The organism is Caviibacterium pharyngocola (genome assembly GCF_002795405.1).
GTDB classification, from domain to species: Bacteria; Pseudomonadota; Gammaproteobacteria; order Enterobacterales; family Pasteurellaceae; genus Caviibacterium; species Caviibacterium pharyngocola.
The window spans coordinates 41,766-57,715 of the sequence record NZ_PHGZ01000025.1 but is presented as its reverse complement, the minus strand read 5'-3'; the positions used below and the strand labels follow the sequence as shown (position 1 = coordinate 57,715).

The following is a 15,950-nucleotide window of genomic DNA, read 5'->3' as shown; positions in this document are numbered from 1 at the left end:
AAAAAAAAAAAAAAAAAAACAACTAAAATTTTTGATTTTATTCACTTTTTTTAGCATTTTATACATTTATTTTTGTTCGGGAAAAGTAAAAGAATCGGCGGAAATCGATGAAAACACAATTTCCGCCCGAAAGATTAATCGACTTTTTTCGTTTCTTCGATTCGACTAATAATCACGCCGTTTTCAACTCGCGTTGTCAGCCGTTCACCAAGGCGAATTCGGCTGATGTCGCTTATCGCTTGCCCTTGCTCGTTGTGCGTGACGGAATAACCGCGCGCTAACACTTTTAACGGGCTTAATCCGTCCAATTTGCCGCATAAATTTACCAAAGCGTGCCCTTTGGAGACGGTAATTTTTTCCAACGCCGAATGTAACCGCACTTGCGCTTGTGCGATATGTTGTTGATTTTTTTGTAGCTGATAAGGCAGCGGATTTTTGCGTAAACGTTCGTTTAACTGCGAAAATTGCTGTTGTTTTTTATCTGCCGAACGGCGCATTGCCAGCGTCAAACGATGGTGTAATTGACGTAAATAATCGACTTGCGCGTTCAAGCGAGCTTGCGGATGTTGATGTTGCAAGCGCAGGCGAAGATACTGTAAATCTTGCGCTTTTTGCCCGAAATAACGGTCGAACGCCATTTCCAGCCGTTGGTGCTGATGTTGTAATCGGCGGGTTAATTCCGTTTGATCACGGCTAACCAATTCCGCCGCGGCGGAAGGCGTCGGCGCGCGGACATCGGCGACAAAATCCGCAATGGTGACGTCCGTTTCGTGTCCGACCGCGCTGATAATCGGCAACGCGGAATTAAAAATCGCGCGCGCCACCGCTTCTTCGTTAAAACACCATAAATCTTCCAACGAGCCGCCGCCGCGCCCGACAATCAAAACGTCGGTTTCTTGCCGGCGATTCGCCAGTTCAATCATTTTCACGATTTCTTCCGTCGCCTCTTTGCCTTGCACGGCAGTGGGATAAATCACCACGTTTAGGCTCGGATCCCGTCGCTGCAAAATCTGCAAAATATCTTGCAAGGCAGCACCCGTCGATGAAGTAATCACGCCGACGGATTGACAAAAGTGCGGTAGGTTTTTCTTTAAATTTTGCGCAAATAAACCTTCCGCCGCCAATTTCATTTTCAGTGCGTCGAATTGTTGTTGCAACAAGCCTTCGCCGGCGGGATGCATACTTTCGATAATTAATTGATAATCGCCGCGCGGTTCGTACAAACTCACGCTCGCCCGCACCAACACTTGCATTCCGTTTTGCGGACGAAAACTCACGCGCAGATTTTTCATTCGGAACATTGCGCAACGCACCTGTGCGTTTTCGTCTTTCAGGGTTAAATACCAATGTCCCGAAACAGGCTGGGTGAAATTGGAAATTTCGCCGCTTAACCACACTAAACCCAACTGACCTTCCAGCAGCTGCCGGACGGATTGATTCAGTTGTGAAACACTATAAATTGCCGCTTCCGTCATTTGCTTAATCCAACAAAACCCAACCGTCGTCAAGCCAGTTGCAAATGCTGTCCAACAACAAATCCAGCGCAGTGTCTTTATCTTGCGTCGTTTCCACTAGCGCAGATAAATCGGCGAAATCAATACATTCGCCGTCCGCCAAGCGTTTAAGCAAAGAGCGTTCCAACGGATTCAATTCGTCCAACCATTCGCCGTTAGCATAAATTTGCAGCGGATTTTGACTGTAAACCAATTTGCAATTATTGTCTTGACGCAAAATGCCGTTTTCCTCCGCCAAAATCGACCGCACTTCTTCCGGATCGGACATTTCTTCCGTCGGGAAAAGTTCATAACGGCGCGCGCTGACCGCCGTGGCGACCGCTTGCTGAAACAGGCGATCAAATTGTTCGTCACTCGCCAGTTTTTCCAAAAATTGCCGTTTCATTTCCGCCACCGCTTGCGGCGCGAGCTCGCCGGCTTGCTGCAAATCGGGCGTTAATCGCAACGGAATATTAAACGCGGTTAAATCGATGTCCGGATTTTGATGACAAAAGCCTTTTTGCACGTTTTCCAATAAATCGGTTAAATTCGGATAACGCAAGCCGAAGGAGAACGTTAAGCAATCGTCTTGCGCAACGCCGTAATGGGACAAACGGGACGGAATATACAAAATATCGCCCGGCGCCATTACTTCGTCCAACACCAATTCGCCCATATCGTCGAAAATGCGAATCGGTTGGTTCGGCTTAAATTCCGTACTCGGATTACACCATTTACCTAATTGCCAGCGGCGATGTCCGTAGCCTTGCACAAGAAACACGTCGTATTCGTCGTAATGCTTGCCGACGGAGCCGCCTTTCGGCGCGTAGGAAACCATAATATCATCGCGCTGCCATTGTGGAATAAAGCCGAATTGGTTCCACAGTTCGCCGAGCTCCGACGACCATTGCTCCATATTTTGCACCAACACCGTCCATTGCTCCGGCAGTTCGGCGAAATCCGCTTCGCTTAACGGGCTGAGTTTCAGTTTCCAATTATCTTCCGAATATTGTTTCAACAAACGCGCGGTAACATCCTCGCCTTGCGCCAATTCAAGAATATCGGCGGGTTCGAATTGCCCGACGATTTGCGGCAAGCCGTTACGAATCAATAAAGGTTTCTTCTGCCAATATTCTTTGAGAAAAATTTCGGGGGTGATGTGATCGGGTAAGCAGAATTTATTGCTCATTTTGCGGCTCCTGTTTCGTTTTTTTAGCGGCTTTTTCCGCCTCTTTTTGTATTTTGGCTTCTTTTTGTTGCTGTTCGGCACGTTTTCGGCGAATTTCTTTCGGATCCGCCAATAGCGGGCGATAAATTTCGATCCGGTCGCCGTCTTTGAGTTGATCGGTTAATTTCACCGGTCGGCTGAAAATGCCGACTTTATTTTCACGTAAATCAATGTCGGTAAATTGTTGCAAAATGCCCGATTGCAAAATCGCGCTTTGCACCATTGTGCCTTCTTCCACTTGAAAATTTTTCAAATAATAACGTTCGGGGTAAGCATACGCGATTTCGATATTTATCTGTGCCATTTTCGCTCCTTGATTATTGATAAACGGCTTTCGCTCGTTGTTTGAACGCATCGATCATTTTGGCGGTTAAATGGGTAAAAATTTTACCGAACGCCAAAGCGATAATCGGGCTGGAAAATTCGAAATCCAAGCGCAGGGATATTTTGCAGCATTGTTCGTCCAAAGGCTCAAAACGCCATTCGCCGTGTAAAAACTTAAACGGCCCTTCCACCAGTTGCATTTTAATCGAGCGATGTTCTTCCATTGTGTTTTTGGTGGTAAAGCGTTGGCTGATTCCGCCTTTGCTGATCACCAATTCCGCCGTCAGTTCGGATTCCGTGCGAGTTAAGGTGCGGCTTGCGGCGCAGCCGGGCACAAATTCCGGATAACGCTCGTAATTATTAACTAAATCATACATTTGTTCGGCGCTGTAAGGGACTAACGCGCTTTGATTAATACTCGGCATTTTAATTCGTCGTGATATATGAAACGGATTAGGCTATTATAACGAAAAAGTGCGGTCAAAATAAGGAAAGAATATGAATTGGTTATGGTTTGCCGTCGGTTCGGCGTTTTTTGCCGGTTTAACGGCGATTTTGGGTAAATTGGGCGTAGAAGGTATCAACAGTAATTTAGCCACATTTATCCGAACGATCGTGGTGTTATTCGTCGCGGGCGGCATTATTACGATGCGCAACGAATGGCAACTGCCGCAACATATCGCCGTCAAACCGATGACGTTTTTGCTGTTGTCCGGCGTCGCCACCGGTTTGTCTTGGTTATGTTATTATCGTGCGCTGCAAATAGCGCCGGCGTCTTGGGTGGCGCCGATTGATAAACTCAGTGTGGTCATCGCGATTATTTTAGGCGTGGTGATTTTAGGCGAGCCGATTAGCGCCAAGTTGCTTATCGGCGCTGCGTTAATTTTGTCGGGCGTGCTGGTTTTAGCCTTATAAGCGCCTTGGGAATTGAGTCAAACGCGCTTTTCCGCTACAATAGCGCACTATTTTTTAGGCGAAACGAGAAACAAGTTCGTTAAACGGGAACAAATAATGTCGGAAATCAAATTAATCGTCGGTTTGGGCAATCCCGGCGAAAAATATGCGGAAACTCGTCACAACGCGGGAGAATGGTTGATCAATCGGCTTGCCGAGCGATTCAATTTCAGCTTAAAAGAAGAAAACAAGTTTTTCGGTAAAACCGCGCGCGCGGTGATTAACGGCGAGGAAATTCGTTTTTTAGTGCCGACCACTTTTATGAATTTAAGTGGCAAAGCGGTCAGTGCCTTAGCCGGATTTTATCGGATTAAAGCGGAAGAAATTTTGGTGATTCACGATGAATTGGATTTGCCGCCCGGCGTGGCAAAAATCAAATTGGGCGGCGGTCACGGCGGACACAACGGATTACGCGACAGTATTGCGCAATTAGGCAACAATAAAAATTTCTATCGTTTACGCGTAGGAATCGGACATCCGGGTGACAAAAATTTGGTCTCCGCTTATGTGTTAGGCAAACCTGCGCCGGCGGATCGCCAATTAATCGATAAAGCATTGGATGAAGCCGTCAGTTGTGTAGAAATCTTATTCAAAGACGGCATAACCAAAGCAACAAATCGGTTGAACGGCTTTAAAGCATAAAATAAACAATAAAGGAAAACAGTATGGGATTTAAATGTGGTATCGTCGGCTTACCGAATGTCGGCAAATCGACTCTTTTTAACGCATTAACCAAAGCCGGTATCGAAGCGGCGAATTATCCGTTTTGTACTATCGAACCGAATACCGGCGTGGTGCCGATGCCGGATCCGCGCCTTGACGCCTTAGCCGAAATTGTGAAACCGGAACGCGTGTTGCCGACCACTATGGAATTCGTCGATATCGCAGGTCTGGTTGCCGGTGCAAGCAAAGGCGAAGGCTTGGGCAATAAATTCTTAGCCAATATTCGCGAAACCGACGCTATCGGTCACGTTGTGCGTTGTTTCGAAAACGACGATATCGTTCACGTCGCGGGTAAAATCGATCCGGCGGAAGATATCGATACCATTAACACCGAATTGGCATTGGCGGATTTAGACAGCTGCGAACGCGCGATTCAACGTTTGCAAAAACGTGCGAAAGGCGGCGATAAAGACGCGAAATTCGAACTTTCGATTATGGAAAAAATTCTGCCGGTGTTAGAAAATGCCGGAATGATTCGTTCCGTCGGATTAGATAAAGACGAATTGCAAGCCATAAAAAGCTATAACTTTTTAACCTTAAAACCGACGATGTATATCGCCAACGTGAACGAAGACGGCTTTGAAAATAATCCGTATTTGGATCGCGTGCGCGAAATCGCGGAAAAAGAAGGCGCGGTCGTGGTGCCGGTTTGTGCGGCAATCGAAGCGGAAATCGCCGAATTGGACGACGATGAAAAAACCGAATTTTTACAAGATTTAGGCATTGAAGAACCGGGGTTAAATCGCGTGATTCGCGCCGGCTATGCCCTGTTGAATCTACAAACCTATTTTACCGCCGGCGTCAAAGAAGTGCGCGCGTGGACGGTTTCCGTCGGCGCCACCGCACCGAAAGCCGCCGCCGTAATTCACACGGATTTTGAAAAAGGCTTTATCCGCGCCGAAGTGATCGCCTATGAAGATTTCATTCAATTCAAAGGCGAAAACGGTGCCAAAGAAGCCGGCAAATGGCGTTTGGAAGGAAAAGATTATATCGTGCAGGACGGCGATGTAATGCACTTCCGTTTCAACGTGTAAAACTCACTGAAAAATCACCGCACTTTAATGGAAAGTGCGGTATTTTTTTACCTTGAAAAACTTGGTTCGCTAAAGACGAACCCGATTATTTTATTATGGGAAGCTTAATTGATGACAATCACAATCCTTGACGGCGGAATGAGCCGTGAATTAATGCGCTTAAACGCACCTTTTCGCCAACCGGAATGGTCGGCGCTTTCGCTTTACGAACTGCCTTCCGCCGTGCAACAAGTGCACGAAGATTTTATTCAAAGCGGCGCGGATGTAATTACTACCAACAGTTATGCGGTGGTGCCGTTTCATATCGGCGAACAACGCTTTGCCGCCGACGCGAAAACCTTGGCGGATTTAGCCGGTCGCTTGGCGAAAAGTGCGGTGGAAAAACAAGATAAATCCGTGCAAATCGCCGGTTCCATTCCGCCGTTATTCGGTTCCTACCGTCCGGATTTATTCCGCGCCGAGCGAGTAAAAGAATTGGCGCAACCGATTATCGACGGGCTTGCGCCTTATGCGGACTTTTGGTTATGCGAAACCCAAAGCGCCATTATAGAGCCGCAATCCATTAAGCCTTTATTGCCGGATAATCGTCCGTTTTGGGTGTCGTTCACCCTCATCGACGACGAACCGACGCCGGAACCGCAATTACGTTCGGGAGAAACGGTGAAAAGTGCGGTGGAAAAAATGATCGAATTGGGCGTAAGCGCGATTTTATTCAACTGCTGCCAACCGGAAGTAATCGAACGCGCCTTGCAAATCACTCAAACCCTCTTACGCGAACACAATGCGACGCAAATTCGTATCGGCGCTTACGCCAACGCCTTTGCGCCGCAACCGAAAGACGCAACGGCAAACGACGGTTTGGACGAAGTACGCCGCGACTTAGATCCCGAAGCCTATTTAACTTGGGCAAAAAAATGGGCGGACTGCGGCGCGAGCATTATCGGCGGCTGTTGCGGTATCGGCATTGATCATATTCGTCATCTTGCTGCGCATTTCAAGGCTTAAGGGTTGAGAGTTCGTAATGTCGAATAAAAAAATCGGTTTAGTTTCACTCACTGCTTTAGTTTTGAGTTCAATGATCGGCTCCGGTATTTTCAGTTTGCCGCAAAATATGGCGGCGGTCGCCGGCTCCGAAGCCTTGTTGATCGGCTGGGCGATCACCGGCGTGGGCATTATCTTTTTGGGACTATCTTTCTTCTATATTTCTCGCTTAAAACCGGAATTGGACGGCGGAATTTACACCTATGCGCGCGAAGGATTCGGCGATTTAACCGGCTTTCTGTCCGCTTGGGGCTATTGGCTTTGCGCCACAATCGGTATCGTCGGCTATTTAGTGGTGGCGTTTGAAGGCATCGGCACCTTTACCGACAGCGAAAATCAGGTGATTTTCGGTCAGGGTAATACCGTCGCCTCATTTATCGGCTCCTCCGTTATCGTGTGGTTGGTACATCTTTTAATCGCCAAAGGCGTGAAAGAAGCCGCCTCGGTGAATTTAGTCGCCACCGTAGTGAAAGTGTTTCCGTTGATTTTATTTATCGCCTTAGCGCTGTGGTATTTCTCGCCGGAAACCTTCCGACAAGATATGCAAGGCAGCGCATTAAACAACTCGGTGAGCGATCAAGTTAAAAATACAATGCTGATCACCCTTTGGGTATTCACCGGCGTTGAAGGTGCGGCGGTGTTGTCTGCGCACGCGAAAAAACGTTCGGACGTCGGCTTGGCGACGGTGCTCGGCATTGTCATCGCCTTGGTGCTTTATGTGGCGATTACGGTGCTATCTCTGGGTATTTTACCGCGTGAAGTTATCGCCGCAATGCCGAATCCGTCAATGGCGGGCTTATTGAACGAAATGATCGGTTCGAGCGGCAAAATTATCATCACGTTTTGCTTGATCGTGTCGGTGTTGGCATCTTATATCAGTTGGACGATGTATTCCTCTGAGATTCCTTATCGCGGCGCGCAAAATGGTGCGTTTCCGCAAATTTTAAACAAATTGAATAGCAATGATATTCCGATTAATTCTTTATGGTTTACCGGTTTTATCGTGCAATTTTGTTTAGTGTTGGTGCTATTAACCGGCAAAAGTTACGAAGCTTTATTGCTGATTTCCACGTCAATGATTTTAGTGCCTTATTTGTTGATCGGCGCTTATTTGTTGAAACTGGCGTTTTTGCAAAACGCCGCGTGGCACATTAAATTAACCGGCTTTATGGCAACATTATATGGCATTTGGATTTTATACGCCGCAGGATTGGATTATTTATTAATTTCCGTTTCGCTGTATGTGCCGGGTATCGCGCTGTTCTTACATTCCCGTTATCGTCACCAAGGCGGCAAATTCAATTTGAACAAATGGGAAAAGGGATTATTGCTGGTATTTGCCTTATTATTTATTTGGGCGATTCAGGTTTTATTAAATTTCGATTGGGGCTAACCCGTTCACATAAAAATCGGCTAAAAGTGCGGTGAAAATTCACCGCGCTTTTTTCACCCAATACGCAAACGTTTGCGCAAATCAAAAATTACAGTATAATTCGCCATCATTATTTATTTTTAAGGAAAACTATGAACTCAAATCTACTCTATTCCGTGGAAGATAAACCGCCGTTCGGGTTAAGTTTGTTATTAGCCGCGCAACATTTACTTGCCGCTTTGGGTGGTATTATCGCCGTGCCGTTGGTAATCGGGAATGTATTACAGTTGCCGACCGAAGATACCATTACTTTGGTTAATGCTGCGTTGTTAATTTCCGGTGTGGTGACAATCATTCAATGTCGCGGTATCGGGCCTATCGGTATTCGCTTACCGAGCGTAATGGGTACTAGCTTTACTTTCGTCGCCGCAGCCTTGGCGATCGGTTTCAGCGAAGCCGGTGTCGCAGGCATTTTGGGCGCGTCGTTGGTCGGTTCTTTGGTGATGATTATCGGCAGTTTCTTTATGCCGTACATTCGTAAACTCTTTCCGCCGGTCGTTACCGGCACGGTAGTAATGATGATCGGATTAAGTTTAATTCCGGTCGCGGTGGATTGGTTTGCCGGCGGTCAGCGCGGCGACGCCAATTATGCCACACCGGAAAATCTCACAATGGCAAGTTTCGTGCTAATTATCGTGGTGGTGCTCGTGCAATGGGGTAAAGGTATTTTCTCCGCCGCTGCTATCGTTATCGGGATGATGACCGGCTATATCGTCGCTCTTGCGCTGGGTTGGGTAAGTTTCGACGGGGTGAAAAATGCGCAAGTTTTCGCCGTTCCGCAACCCTTGCATTTCGGTTTGGAATTTCCGATCGCGGGGATCATCGGGATGTCTATCGCCTATTTGGTCACTATCGTAGAATCCAGCGGAAACTTTCTTGCGTTAGGCAACGCCACCAAAACCGAAATCACCGGCAAACATTTACGCGGCGGTGTGTTATGCGACGGATTGGGTTCCGCTTTAGCCGCCATTATGTCCACCACACCGTTTTCTTCGTTCTCGCAAAATATCGGCGTAATTTCCCTCACCGGTGTCGCCAGCCGTCACGTTGTCGCCCTCACCGGCGGATTATTGGCGCTTGCCGGTTTATTTCCGGTGTTCGGCGCGTTAATCGTTTCCATTCCGTTGCCGGTGTTGGGCGGCGCGGGGTTAATGATGTTCGCAATGATTATCGCCGCAGGGATTCAGATGTTAGACAGCATTGAACGCAGCAAACGTAACGGGTTAATTATTGCGATTTCAATCGGTTGCGGACTTGCGGTAACGACACGTCCGGAATTATTGGATAAATTACCGCACTTTTTCAAAGAAGTTCTAGGTTCGGGTATTACGGTCGGTTCATTATTAGCGTTAATTTTGAACTTGATTCTACCGGAAGATAAACCGGCGAAAGAAAATCCTTAATTTTTGCGCTAAAAAAACGGGAGGCAATCATTTGTCTCCCGTTTTTTATTTGAAAAATAAAGGATTATTTCGGCATTTGTAAATGTTGCAAACGTTTTTGCGCTTGTTCGGCGAAACGATCCGATTGTTTTAAAGTTTGTTGATACCAATAAACCGCTTTTTCCGCATTGCGTTTGGTGCCTTTGCCTTCTTCATACATTGTCGCCAAGCGGAATTTCGATTCGTTGTGATCCGCCTTCGCCGCTTTTTCCAACCACAAAAAGGCATTTTTGAAATCTTTCAGTTCGCGATAATACAACATTCCCAACACAAACATTGCAGTTTGATCCTTGGCATTCGCGGTTTTCTGTAATAATTTCATCGCGTGCGGCAAGCTTTTTTTCGTACCGTTACCGTCCAAATACATAAACGCAAGGTAATTTATGCCCTTAATATTGCCCTGCTCCGCCGCTTCGCTTAGCCACCAATAGGCCTTCTCGGTATCTTTCTCAACGCCTTTTCCCTGTAAATATAATATGCCGACATTGGCTTGTGCATTGGCATCACCTTTTAATGCGAGCGGATAAATCCATTCGAACGCCGCCGTCCAATTTCCTTGATTCGCCGCCGCTTGCGCCGCGTCACGTCGTTGTTGATCGCTCATTTCCGGCGATACGTTCTGCGCGCTAATGTCGGATGTTATCGCGTTTTTTTCAGGTACCGGATCGCTTTCGGCATAAACCGCCGTTGCCAAACACAATAATCCGTAAATCAATTTCTTCATTCGATTCTCTATAAGGTTGCCCATAAAATGATGATAAAAAAGTACAGCGACACCGCCATTTCCGCCAATCCGACCTCTTTCACCGATAATTTCATTTTCGGCAGCAGCACGGCACGCACCGCAGGCAAGACAAAAGCAAGGGCTACGCCGTATTGTTCGGCGAAGATAAAACATAACGGACAAAGCCAATGAAATCCGATGGAAGCCCATAAATAACGCGGATTTTTTCGCTCGCGCAAAACGGATTTCACATATAACGTGGTGCCGAGGAAAAATAAACCTTGATATAACGGAATCAGCCAAATTTTCGCATCAAACGCCCTTTCGGCGAAATAATACGCGCCCATTCCGGCAATTAAAAAAATCAAGATGCCGGCAAGATCGTTCAATAAAGCCCGTTCGTCCTTTCGTTTGACAAAATACACCGAAATAGCGACAAAGGGCAACATCGCCGCAATAAAATAAATCATTTTCCAATTATACAACAAGGCGGGCAAGGCGAATATCGCACTCGCCAGTCCATAACCTAGCGTCCAACGCCGATATAACGGCAAATTCCGCCCTTTGAATAAATTAAAAAACGGATAAGTCATTAAATACAGCGCAAACCACGCCGCCAGCAAGAAAATATGCTGCCAAATCAGTTGTTGCGACAACGCTGCGCCGTATAGAAACGGCATTAGCGCCATTACAATCGCGCCGTGTTGATTGGAAATCAGTAATTTCATCGGTTTAAAGTGCGGTTAAAAATAAAAGAATTTTAGTGGTTTTCAAACAAAATCGGTATAATCTTTCCGTGTTAATTTTAGAGGGAAAAATATGTCAAAAGTTCAACGTCTTTATTCCAACGGTCGCTTATCCGAAGCCAGTATTTATAATGGTGTGGTTTATCTTGCCGGACAAGTCGCCGAAAACGAGCAAGCCGACGCTTACGCACAAACGCAAGAAGTGTTAGGGCTCATTGATAAATTGTTAAACGAAGCGGAATCGGATAAAAGCCGTATTCTCAGCGCACAAATTTTCCTTGCCGATATGCAAGATTACGCACAAATGAATCGTGCGTGGGACGAATGGGTGGATACGGAAAACCCACCGAGCCGCGCGACGGTGGAAGCCAAACTCGCCAATCCGGCGTGGAAAGTGGAAATCGTTATTACTGCGGCGCAGTAAGCAATTTCAATTCCAGCAACAACGGATTGTGATCGGAACTGTCGGTTTCAACCGTTGTTGCCTGCACAACCTTTAAGCCGCGAACAAATACCCAATCCAAGGGATGCCCGAAAAAACGCAGACGATAATCCGGCTGAAAAGTCGCTTCCGTTAATTGATATTGCTGCGCCGTTTCACGCAAGAAAGTTAATCTGCCTTGATTCCACGAATTAAAATCGCCGCTTAAAATAATCGGCCCGCGATGTGCGGCGGCAAGCGCCAACATTGCTTCAAGCTGGCGTTTATAATATGTCGGATACCATTCGAAATTCACCAAATGCACATTGATCACCAATAAGGATTCGCTGTTTTCAAGCGGGAAAATCATTGCGTTGCCGACTTTCGGAATACGGATCCAAGGTTCCGTCGAAGCGCCGACGCAATAAGTTTGCGGAATAAATGGAGTCAATGCGCCCACACCCGAAAGCTCGCCGCGATAACGAAACGCGGAAACGTAAAGTGCGGTGGAAAATCGCGCGGAAATTTCGGCGGGCAGCGACATATTTTCGGAAATTTCCTGTAAAAGTAAAAAATCCCGATCTTCGGCAAATTCGGACAACGCCGTTTGCCACCCTTGATCCTGCCCTTTATGCATATTCCACACCAATAAGCGGAAAGTATTTTGCGAAATCGGCGCAACGGCGCTCGTGCGCTCAAAACATTGAATGTTTTCGCCGAGCGGTTTTGCATAGTAATCCGCATTCGTCGCCGTTGAAAAGTTGGCGCGAGGCGGCGTCTCAATCTTGATAGTTAAATAAACATATCCGCCGCCGATAACGATTAATGCGAAAAACAAGAATAAAAAGCCTTTAACCTTACTCATTTTGATGTATTTTGTCGGATGAATCTTTCTAAATCATAGCAGTTTACTTATACTACGCCAATTCCATTTAGGGATACCATTTTCTCACTCGGATTTTAGCTAAGGCTCTTTATGAACGTCTATACTTATATTTGCTTTTTATCGGCAATTTCTATTCTTATCGGCTTTGTCACACAAAAAATCAGTGACAAAATTCAATATACTATCGCCGTCACTGCCACATCAATGGTGGGTTCCTTAGGATTACTGGTTTTCGGTTATTTAAATTGGTTTAATTTAGATAACATCACCCGTGACATAATGGAACAGCTTGATTTTAAAAGCTTTTTACTTAACGGTATTTTAGGCTTTTTGCTTTTCGCCGGTGCATTGGGAATTAAATTACCGGTAATGAAAAGCCAAAAATTAGAAATCACGATTTTGGCATTATTTTCCAGCCTCGCCTCGACCTTTTTAATCGGCTTATTTTTATTCGCGCTCACTACCTTAATCGGTTTACCCGTCGATTTGATTTATTGCCTGTTATTCGGTGCGCTTATCTCGCCGACCGACCCGATTGCTGTGTTGGCGATTATTAAAAATTTAAAAGCACCGAAAAAGTTATCGATGAAAGTGGAAGGCGAATCCTTATTTAACGACGGCGTGGGCTTAGTGATTTTCACCACGATTTTTGCCATTGCTTTCGGCGGACATTCGCCGACGTTAAGTGGCATTTCCGAATTATTTTTAGTGGAAGCCTTGGGCGGAATCGCTTTCGGCTTGGTCATCGGCGTTATTGCGCATTTTTTAATTTCCGCAACCGATGACGGCAGCTTGGAAATTCTGTTAACTTTAACCATTCCGACCGCCGGATTTATGCTCGCCAATTTATTGCACGTTTCCGGCGCCTTGGCAATGGTGGTCGCCGGCATAATGATCGGCAACTGGACGCGCAATACCGGCTTTTCCGAACAAAGTCGGCACAATTTGGATCACTTTTGGGAAATGATCGACCATTTCTTGAACTCTTTGCTATTCCTTTTGATCGGCTTGGCGCTATTATTGGTCGATTTCACCACCCAAGGTTTTCTATTAAGCCTGATTGCCATCCCGATTTGTTTATTGGGACGCTACATCAGCGTTTGGATTCCGTTCAAATTTCTCAGCCGAAAAACAACATATAATCCTTATACGTTGCGAATTTTAACTTGGGGCGGATTACGCGGCGGGTTATCGCTGGCAATGGCACTTTCGATCCCGACCGGCGGCTTATTCATTCCCGCTATCGGAATGGATATTCGTGATTTGATCTTAGTAATGACCTACGCTGTGGTAATGTTCTCGATTTTGGTACAAGGCACAACCATTGAAACAATGGTTAAAAAATCTAAAGAAGCCACCTTACAACGTCGCGGATATATGGACTTACTGCATAAAAAAGACAATTAACCTTGGTGTGAGACAAAAAAATCGGTCGCTTAAGCGACCGATGAAATAAGAAAAGACTAAACCGGACGAATACTTTCTAAATCCAGATTTGCAGCAAATTCTTTCTGCAAAAGCTGAATTTTTTTATCTTGCTGTAAATCCTGTTTGGCTTGTTGGCTAAATTCCTGATAAATGGAATGTCGATAATCCGCCGGTGTGAAATAAGCCGCGTCGTCATTTTCCTCCAGCACCAGTTCCAGCGGTTTTTGATAAAATGCGTTCAACGCAGCGTTCAATGCGTGATAATTTTTTTCCCGATTCAAATGAGAATGTGAAGAACGCAACCCCAGTCGAATCCGATTTTCCGTTTGTTGTAAAATGAAGCAGTTAATTGCCATTTCTTTCGCCAAACCGACAATATCGATTTGTTCCACAATATTCGTCCATTCATCACGTTGCCGCGCCGTTTGAATTATGCGTTGGTGCAATTCGGGCGTCATTTCCTGCAAAATGGCTTGTTTGATTTCCGACGGGCGAACGGCGGTTTGTTCTTTTGCCATTTCGGGATTAATCCATTCCCAACGATAAGTTTCCGCCGTGTAGTTTTCTTCGTTTTCGCCGTCATTTTCTGCGTGATTTTCTACCGCACTTTCGTTTGATTTCGCCGTTTCGGCGGTTTGCGGCGTAGCAATAGGTTCGGCGGAATCCGAAGGCTGCGGCGATATTACGTTTTGTGGCGTTAAAGGTTCGGCACTTTTACGGAGATTACGGTTTTTTTTTTCGCTATCGGCGGAAACGGCAATATCCGACACGGGTTTGGAAAGTTGTTCCAAGGCATCTAACGCAGCAAGCGCGGAATTGTCGGATAAGTTCGTCGCAGTATCACGCCCGCTTTGTGAAGAATAAGTCGCTTTCACCGCTTGCGATACGACCGGCATTTCCACTAATTTCGGTGCGGATTCTTGCGGCACGACGACAGGCGCAGAAATCGGCGAAACGCTAGGAGCGTCAACGGATTGCACGGCGATCGGCGCGATCAATTTCGGATGAAACGCCAAGGCACGCAATAAGACCATTTCCGCACCGGTTCGACGATCCGGCGAAAATGCCAATTCTTTACGTCCGTTAACGATAATTTGATAAAAGAATTGAACGTCTTCGGGCGAAATATGCTTCGCCAGAAAACCGATCGGGCCTTCGTCGTTAATCCGTCCTTGCGCCAACAACTGACGCATTGCGATTTTATGCAGGTTTTCCGCTACGGCATTGAGTAATTCTTCCCAATCGCCGCCTTGTTCGGCAACGGATTGAACGCATTTCATCAAAGCTTCGCCGTTGCCTTGTTGCAGCGCATATAAAATTTCGACGGGCTGGTTATCGTCCAACAAACCGAGCATTTCGTTGACCGCACTTAAGGTAATATTCCCGTTGGTCATTGCGATCGCTTGATCCGTTAAACTTAACCCGTCGCGGATACTGCCTTGTGCCGCTTTGGCAAGTTTTTCCGTCGCCAAGGATTCGTAAGCGATACCTTCCGCGTCAAGAATATGCGCCAGATGTGCGGCGATTTGCGGTTGTTCCAAGGCTTTTAAATGAAATTGCATACAACGCGAGAGAATGGTAATCGGCAATTTATGCGGATCCGTGGTCGCCAACAAGAATTTGACATATTCCGGCGGCTCTTCCAAGGTTTTAAGCAAGGCGTTGAAGGAATGACGCGATAGCATATGCACTTCGTCGATCAAATACACTTTATAGCGACCTTGCGTCGGCTTGTATTGCACGTTATCCAACAATTCGCGCGTATCTTCCACTTTGGTGCGCGAGGCAGCGTCTATTTCGATTAAATCGATAAAACGCCCTTCTTCGATGGCTTTGCAATGCTCGCAAGCGCCGCAAGGATCGGCGGTGACGCCGTTGATACAATTCAAGCCTTTTGCAAACAGACGGGCGATTGAGGTTTTTCCCACGCCGCGCGTGCCGGAAAACAAGTACGCGTGATGTAGGCGATTTTCTTTCAAGCCGTTAGAAAGTGCGGTCAAAATATGGCTCTGTCCGACCACTTCGGCGAAATTTTTCGGTCGCCATTTTCTTGCTAAAACCTGATAACTCATCA

16 protein-coding genes are annotated in these 15,950 nt (G+C 46.4%); 8 read left to right on the top strand and 8 right to left on the bottom strand.

Annotation, left to right across the window (positions count from 1 at the left end; genetic code table 11):
• Window positions 1-134: 134 nt before the first annotated feature.
• From xseA to CVP04_RS10355, 4 genes are read right to left on the bottom strand one after another with little or no spacing between them, the layout of a single operon-like run.
• The gene (gene xseA / locus CVP04_RS10370) at window positions 135-1,475 is read right to left on the bottom strand and encodes an exodeoxyribonuclease VII large subunit (protein WP_100297439.1); all 1,341 of its coding nucleotides are present in this window, start codon (window positions 1,473-1,475) and stop codon (window positions 135-137) included.
• A 4-nt stretch (window positions 1,476-1,479) separates the two neighbouring features.
• Window positions 1,480-2,682, bottom strand: coding sequence for a ribosomal protein uL16 3-hydroxylase (locus CVP04_RS10365; protein ID WP_100297438.1), 1,203 nt, complete (start codon window positions 2,680-2,682; stop codon window positions 1,480-1,482).
• The gene (locus CVP04_RS10360) at window positions 2,672-3,025 is read right to left on the bottom strand and encodes an RnfH family protein (RefSeq protein WP_100297437.1); all 354 of its coding nucleotides are present in this window, start codon (window positions 3,023-3,025) and stop codon (window positions 2,672-2,674) included. The genes CVP04_RS10365 and CVP04_RS10360 overlap by 11 nt, the downstream gene beginning before the upstream one ends.
• A gap of 13 nt (window positions 3,026-3,038) precedes the next feature.
• Window positions 3,039-3,470: a type II toxin-antitoxin system RatA family toxin gene (locus tag CVP04_RS10355; protein ID WP_100297436.1), complete on the bottom strand. Its 432-nt coding sequence runs from the start codon at window positions 3,468-3,470 to the stop codon at window positions 3,039-3,041.
• A 73-nt stretch (window positions 3,471-3,543) separates the two neighbouring features.
• On the opposite strand from CVP04_RS10355, the gene CVP04_RS10350 reads away from it, so the two are divergent.
• The 6 genes from CVP04_RS10350 to CVP04_RS10325 all read left to right on the top strand — a co-directional run bounded on the left by CVP04_RS10350 (window position 3,544) and on the right by CVP04_RS10325 (window position 9,632).
• Complete coding sequence (locus CVP04_RS10350; RefSeq protein ID WP_100297435.1) at window positions 3,544-3,960, top strand: EamA family transporter; 417 nt, start codon at window positions 3,544-3,546, stop codon at window positions 3,958-3,960.
• Between the two features lie 96 nt (window positions 3,961-4,056).
• Window positions 4,057-4,641, top strand: coding sequence for an aminoacyl-tRNA hydrolase (pth, locus tag CVP04_RS10345; protein ID WP_100297434.1), 585 nt, complete (start codon window positions 4,057-4,059; stop codon window positions 4,639-4,641).
• Between the two features lie 23 nt (window positions 4,642-4,664).
• Complete coding sequence (ychF, locus tag CVP04_RS10340; protein ID WP_100297433.1) at window positions 4,665-5,756, top strand: redox-regulated ATPase YchF; 1,092 nt, start codon at window positions 4,665-4,667, stop codon at window positions 5,754-5,756.
• A 111-nt stretch (window positions 5,757-5,867) separates the two neighbouring features.
• Window positions 5,868-6,761: a homocysteine S-methyltransferase family protein gene (locus tag CVP04_RS10335; RefSeq protein WP_100297432.1), complete on the top strand. Its 894-nt coding sequence runs from the start codon at window positions 5,868-5,870 to the stop codon at window positions 6,759-6,761.
• Window positions 6,762-6,777: 16 nt separating this feature from the next.
• A complete protein-coding gene (locus CVP04_RS10330; RefSeq protein ID WP_100297431.1) occupies window positions 6,778-8,190 on the top strand; it encodes a basic amino acid/polyamine antiporter in 1,413 nt (470 codons plus the stop codon).
• Between the two features lie 131 nt (window positions 8,191-8,321).
• Window positions 8,322-9,632, top strand: coding sequence for a nucleobase:cation symporter-2 family protein (locus CVP04_RS10325; protein ID WP_100297430.1), 1,311 nt, complete (start codon window positions 8,322-8,324; stop codon window positions 9,630-9,632).
• A 64-nt stretch (window positions 9,633-9,696) separates the two neighbouring features.
• Here CVP04_RS10325 and CVP04_RS10320 read toward each other — a convergent pair whose 3' ends face one another.
• Together CVP04_RS10320 and CVP04_RS10315 are read right to left on the bottom strand one after the other, a co-directional pair.
• Window positions 9,697-10,395, bottom strand: a complete 699-nt coding sequence (locus tag CVP04_RS10320) for a tetratricopeptide repeat protein (RefSeq protein WP_100297429.1) — start codon at window positions 10,393-10,395, stop codon at window positions 9,697-9,699.
• A gap of 8 nt (window positions 10,396-10,403) precedes the next feature.
• A complete protein-coding gene (locus CVP04_RS10315) occupies window positions 10,404-11,123 on the bottom strand; it encodes a YwiC-like family protein (RefSeq protein WP_100297428.1) in 720 nt (239 codons plus the stop codon).
• Window positions 11,124-11,214: 91 nt separating this feature from the next.
• On the opposite strand from CVP04_RS10315, the gene CVP04_RS10310 reads away from it, so the two are divergent.
• Entirely contained in the window at window positions 11,215-11,565 is a 351-nt protein-coding gene (locus tag CVP04_RS10310) for a RidA family protein (RefSeq protein WP_100297427.1), read from the top strand.
• Here the strand turns inward: CVP04_RS10310 and CVP04_RS10305 are convergent.
• Entirely contained in the window at window positions 11,549-12,427 is an 879-nt protein-coding gene (locus CVP04_RS10305; RefSeq protein ID WP_100297426.1) for an endonuclease/exonuclease/phosphatase family protein, read from the bottom strand. The two genes, CVP04_RS10310 and CVP04_RS10305, sit on opposite strands and share 17 nt — an antisense overlap.
• A 111-nt stretch (window positions 12,428-12,538) precedes the next feature.
• On the opposite strand from CVP04_RS10305, the gene CVP04_RS10300 reads away from it, so the two are divergent.
• Window positions 12,539-13,855, top strand: coding sequence for a cation:proton antiporter (locus tag CVP04_RS10300; protein WP_100297425.1), 1,317 nt, complete (start codon window positions 12,539-12,541; stop codon window positions 13,853-13,855).
• Between the two features lie 56 nt (window positions 13,856-13,911).
• On the opposite strand, the gene dnaX is transcribed toward CVP04_RS10300, so the two are convergent.
• Window positions 13,912-15,948 carry a DNA polymerase III subunit gamma/tau gene (gene dnaX, locus CVP04_RS10295; protein ID WP_100297424.1) on the bottom strand — a complete coding sequence of 679 codons (2,037 nt, stop codon included), beginning with the start codon at window positions 15,946-15,948 and terminating at the stop codon, window positions 13,912-13,914.
• Window positions 15,949-15,950: the final 2 nt, after the last annotated feature.

Bases quoted from the DNA above. Each gene is read 5' to 3' on its own strand.
- xseA (WP_100297439.1), bottom strand. From the start codon at position 1,475: ATGACGGAAGCGGCAATTTATAGTGTTTCACAACTGAATCAATCCGTC.
- CVP04_RS10365 (WP_100297438.1), bottom strand. From the start codon at position 2,682: ATGAGCAATAAATTCTGCTTACCCGATCACATCACCCCCGAAATTTTT.
- CVP04_RS10360 (WP_100297437.1), bottom strand. From the start codon at position 3,025: ATGGCACAGATAAATATCGAAATCGCGTATGCTTACCCCGAACGTTAT.
- CVP04_RS10355 (WP_100297436.1), bottom strand. From the start codon at position 3,470: ATGCCGAGTATTAATCAAAGCGCGTTAGTCCCTTACAGCGCCGAACAA.
- CVP04_RS10350 (WP_100297435.1), top strand. From the start codon at position 3,544: ATGAATTGGTTATGGTTTGCCGTCGGTTCGGCGTTTTTTGCCGGTTTA.
- pth (WP_100297434.1), top strand. From the start codon at position 4,057: ATGTCGGAAATCAAATTAATCGTCGGTTTGGGCAATCCCGGCGAAAAA.
- ychF (WP_100297433.1), top strand. From the start codon at position 4,665: ATGGGATTTAAATGTGGTATCGTCGGCTTACCGAATGTCGGCAAATCG.
- CVP04_RS10335 (WP_100297432.1), top strand. From the start codon at position 5,868: ATGACAATCACAATCCTTGACGGCGGAATGAGCCGTGAATTAATGCGC.
- CVP04_RS10330 (WP_100297431.1), top strand. From the start codon at position 6,778: ATGTCGAATAAAAAAATCGGTTTAGTTTCACTCACTGCTTTAGTTTTG.
- CVP04_RS10325 (WP_100297430.1), top strand. From the start codon at position 8,322: ATGAACTCAAATCTACTCTATTCCGTGGAAGATAAACCGCCGTTCGGG.
- CVP04_RS10320 (WP_100297429.1), bottom strand. From the start codon at position 10,395: ATGAAGAAATTGATTTACGGATTATTGTGTTTGGCAACGGCGGTTTAT.
- CVP04_RS10315 (WP_100297428.1), bottom strand. From the start codon at position 11,123: ATGAAATTACTGATTTCCAATCAACACGGCGCGATTGTAATGGCGCTA.
- CVP04_RS10310 (WP_100297427.1), top strand. From the start codon at position 11,215: ATGTCAAAAGTTCAACGTCTTTATTCCAACGGTCGCTTATCCGAAGCC.
- CVP04_RS10305 (WP_100297426.1), bottom strand. From the start codon at position 12,427: ATGAGTAAGGTTAAAGGCTTTTTATTCTTGTTTTTCGCATTAATCGTT.
- CVP04_RS10300 (WP_100297425.1), top strand. From the start codon at position 12,539: ATGAACGTCTATACTTATATTTGCTTTTTATCGGCAATTTCTATTCTT.
- dnaX (WP_100297424.1), bottom strand. From the start codon at position 15,948: ATGAGTTATCAGGTTTTAGCAAGAAAATGGCGACCGAAAAATTTCGCC.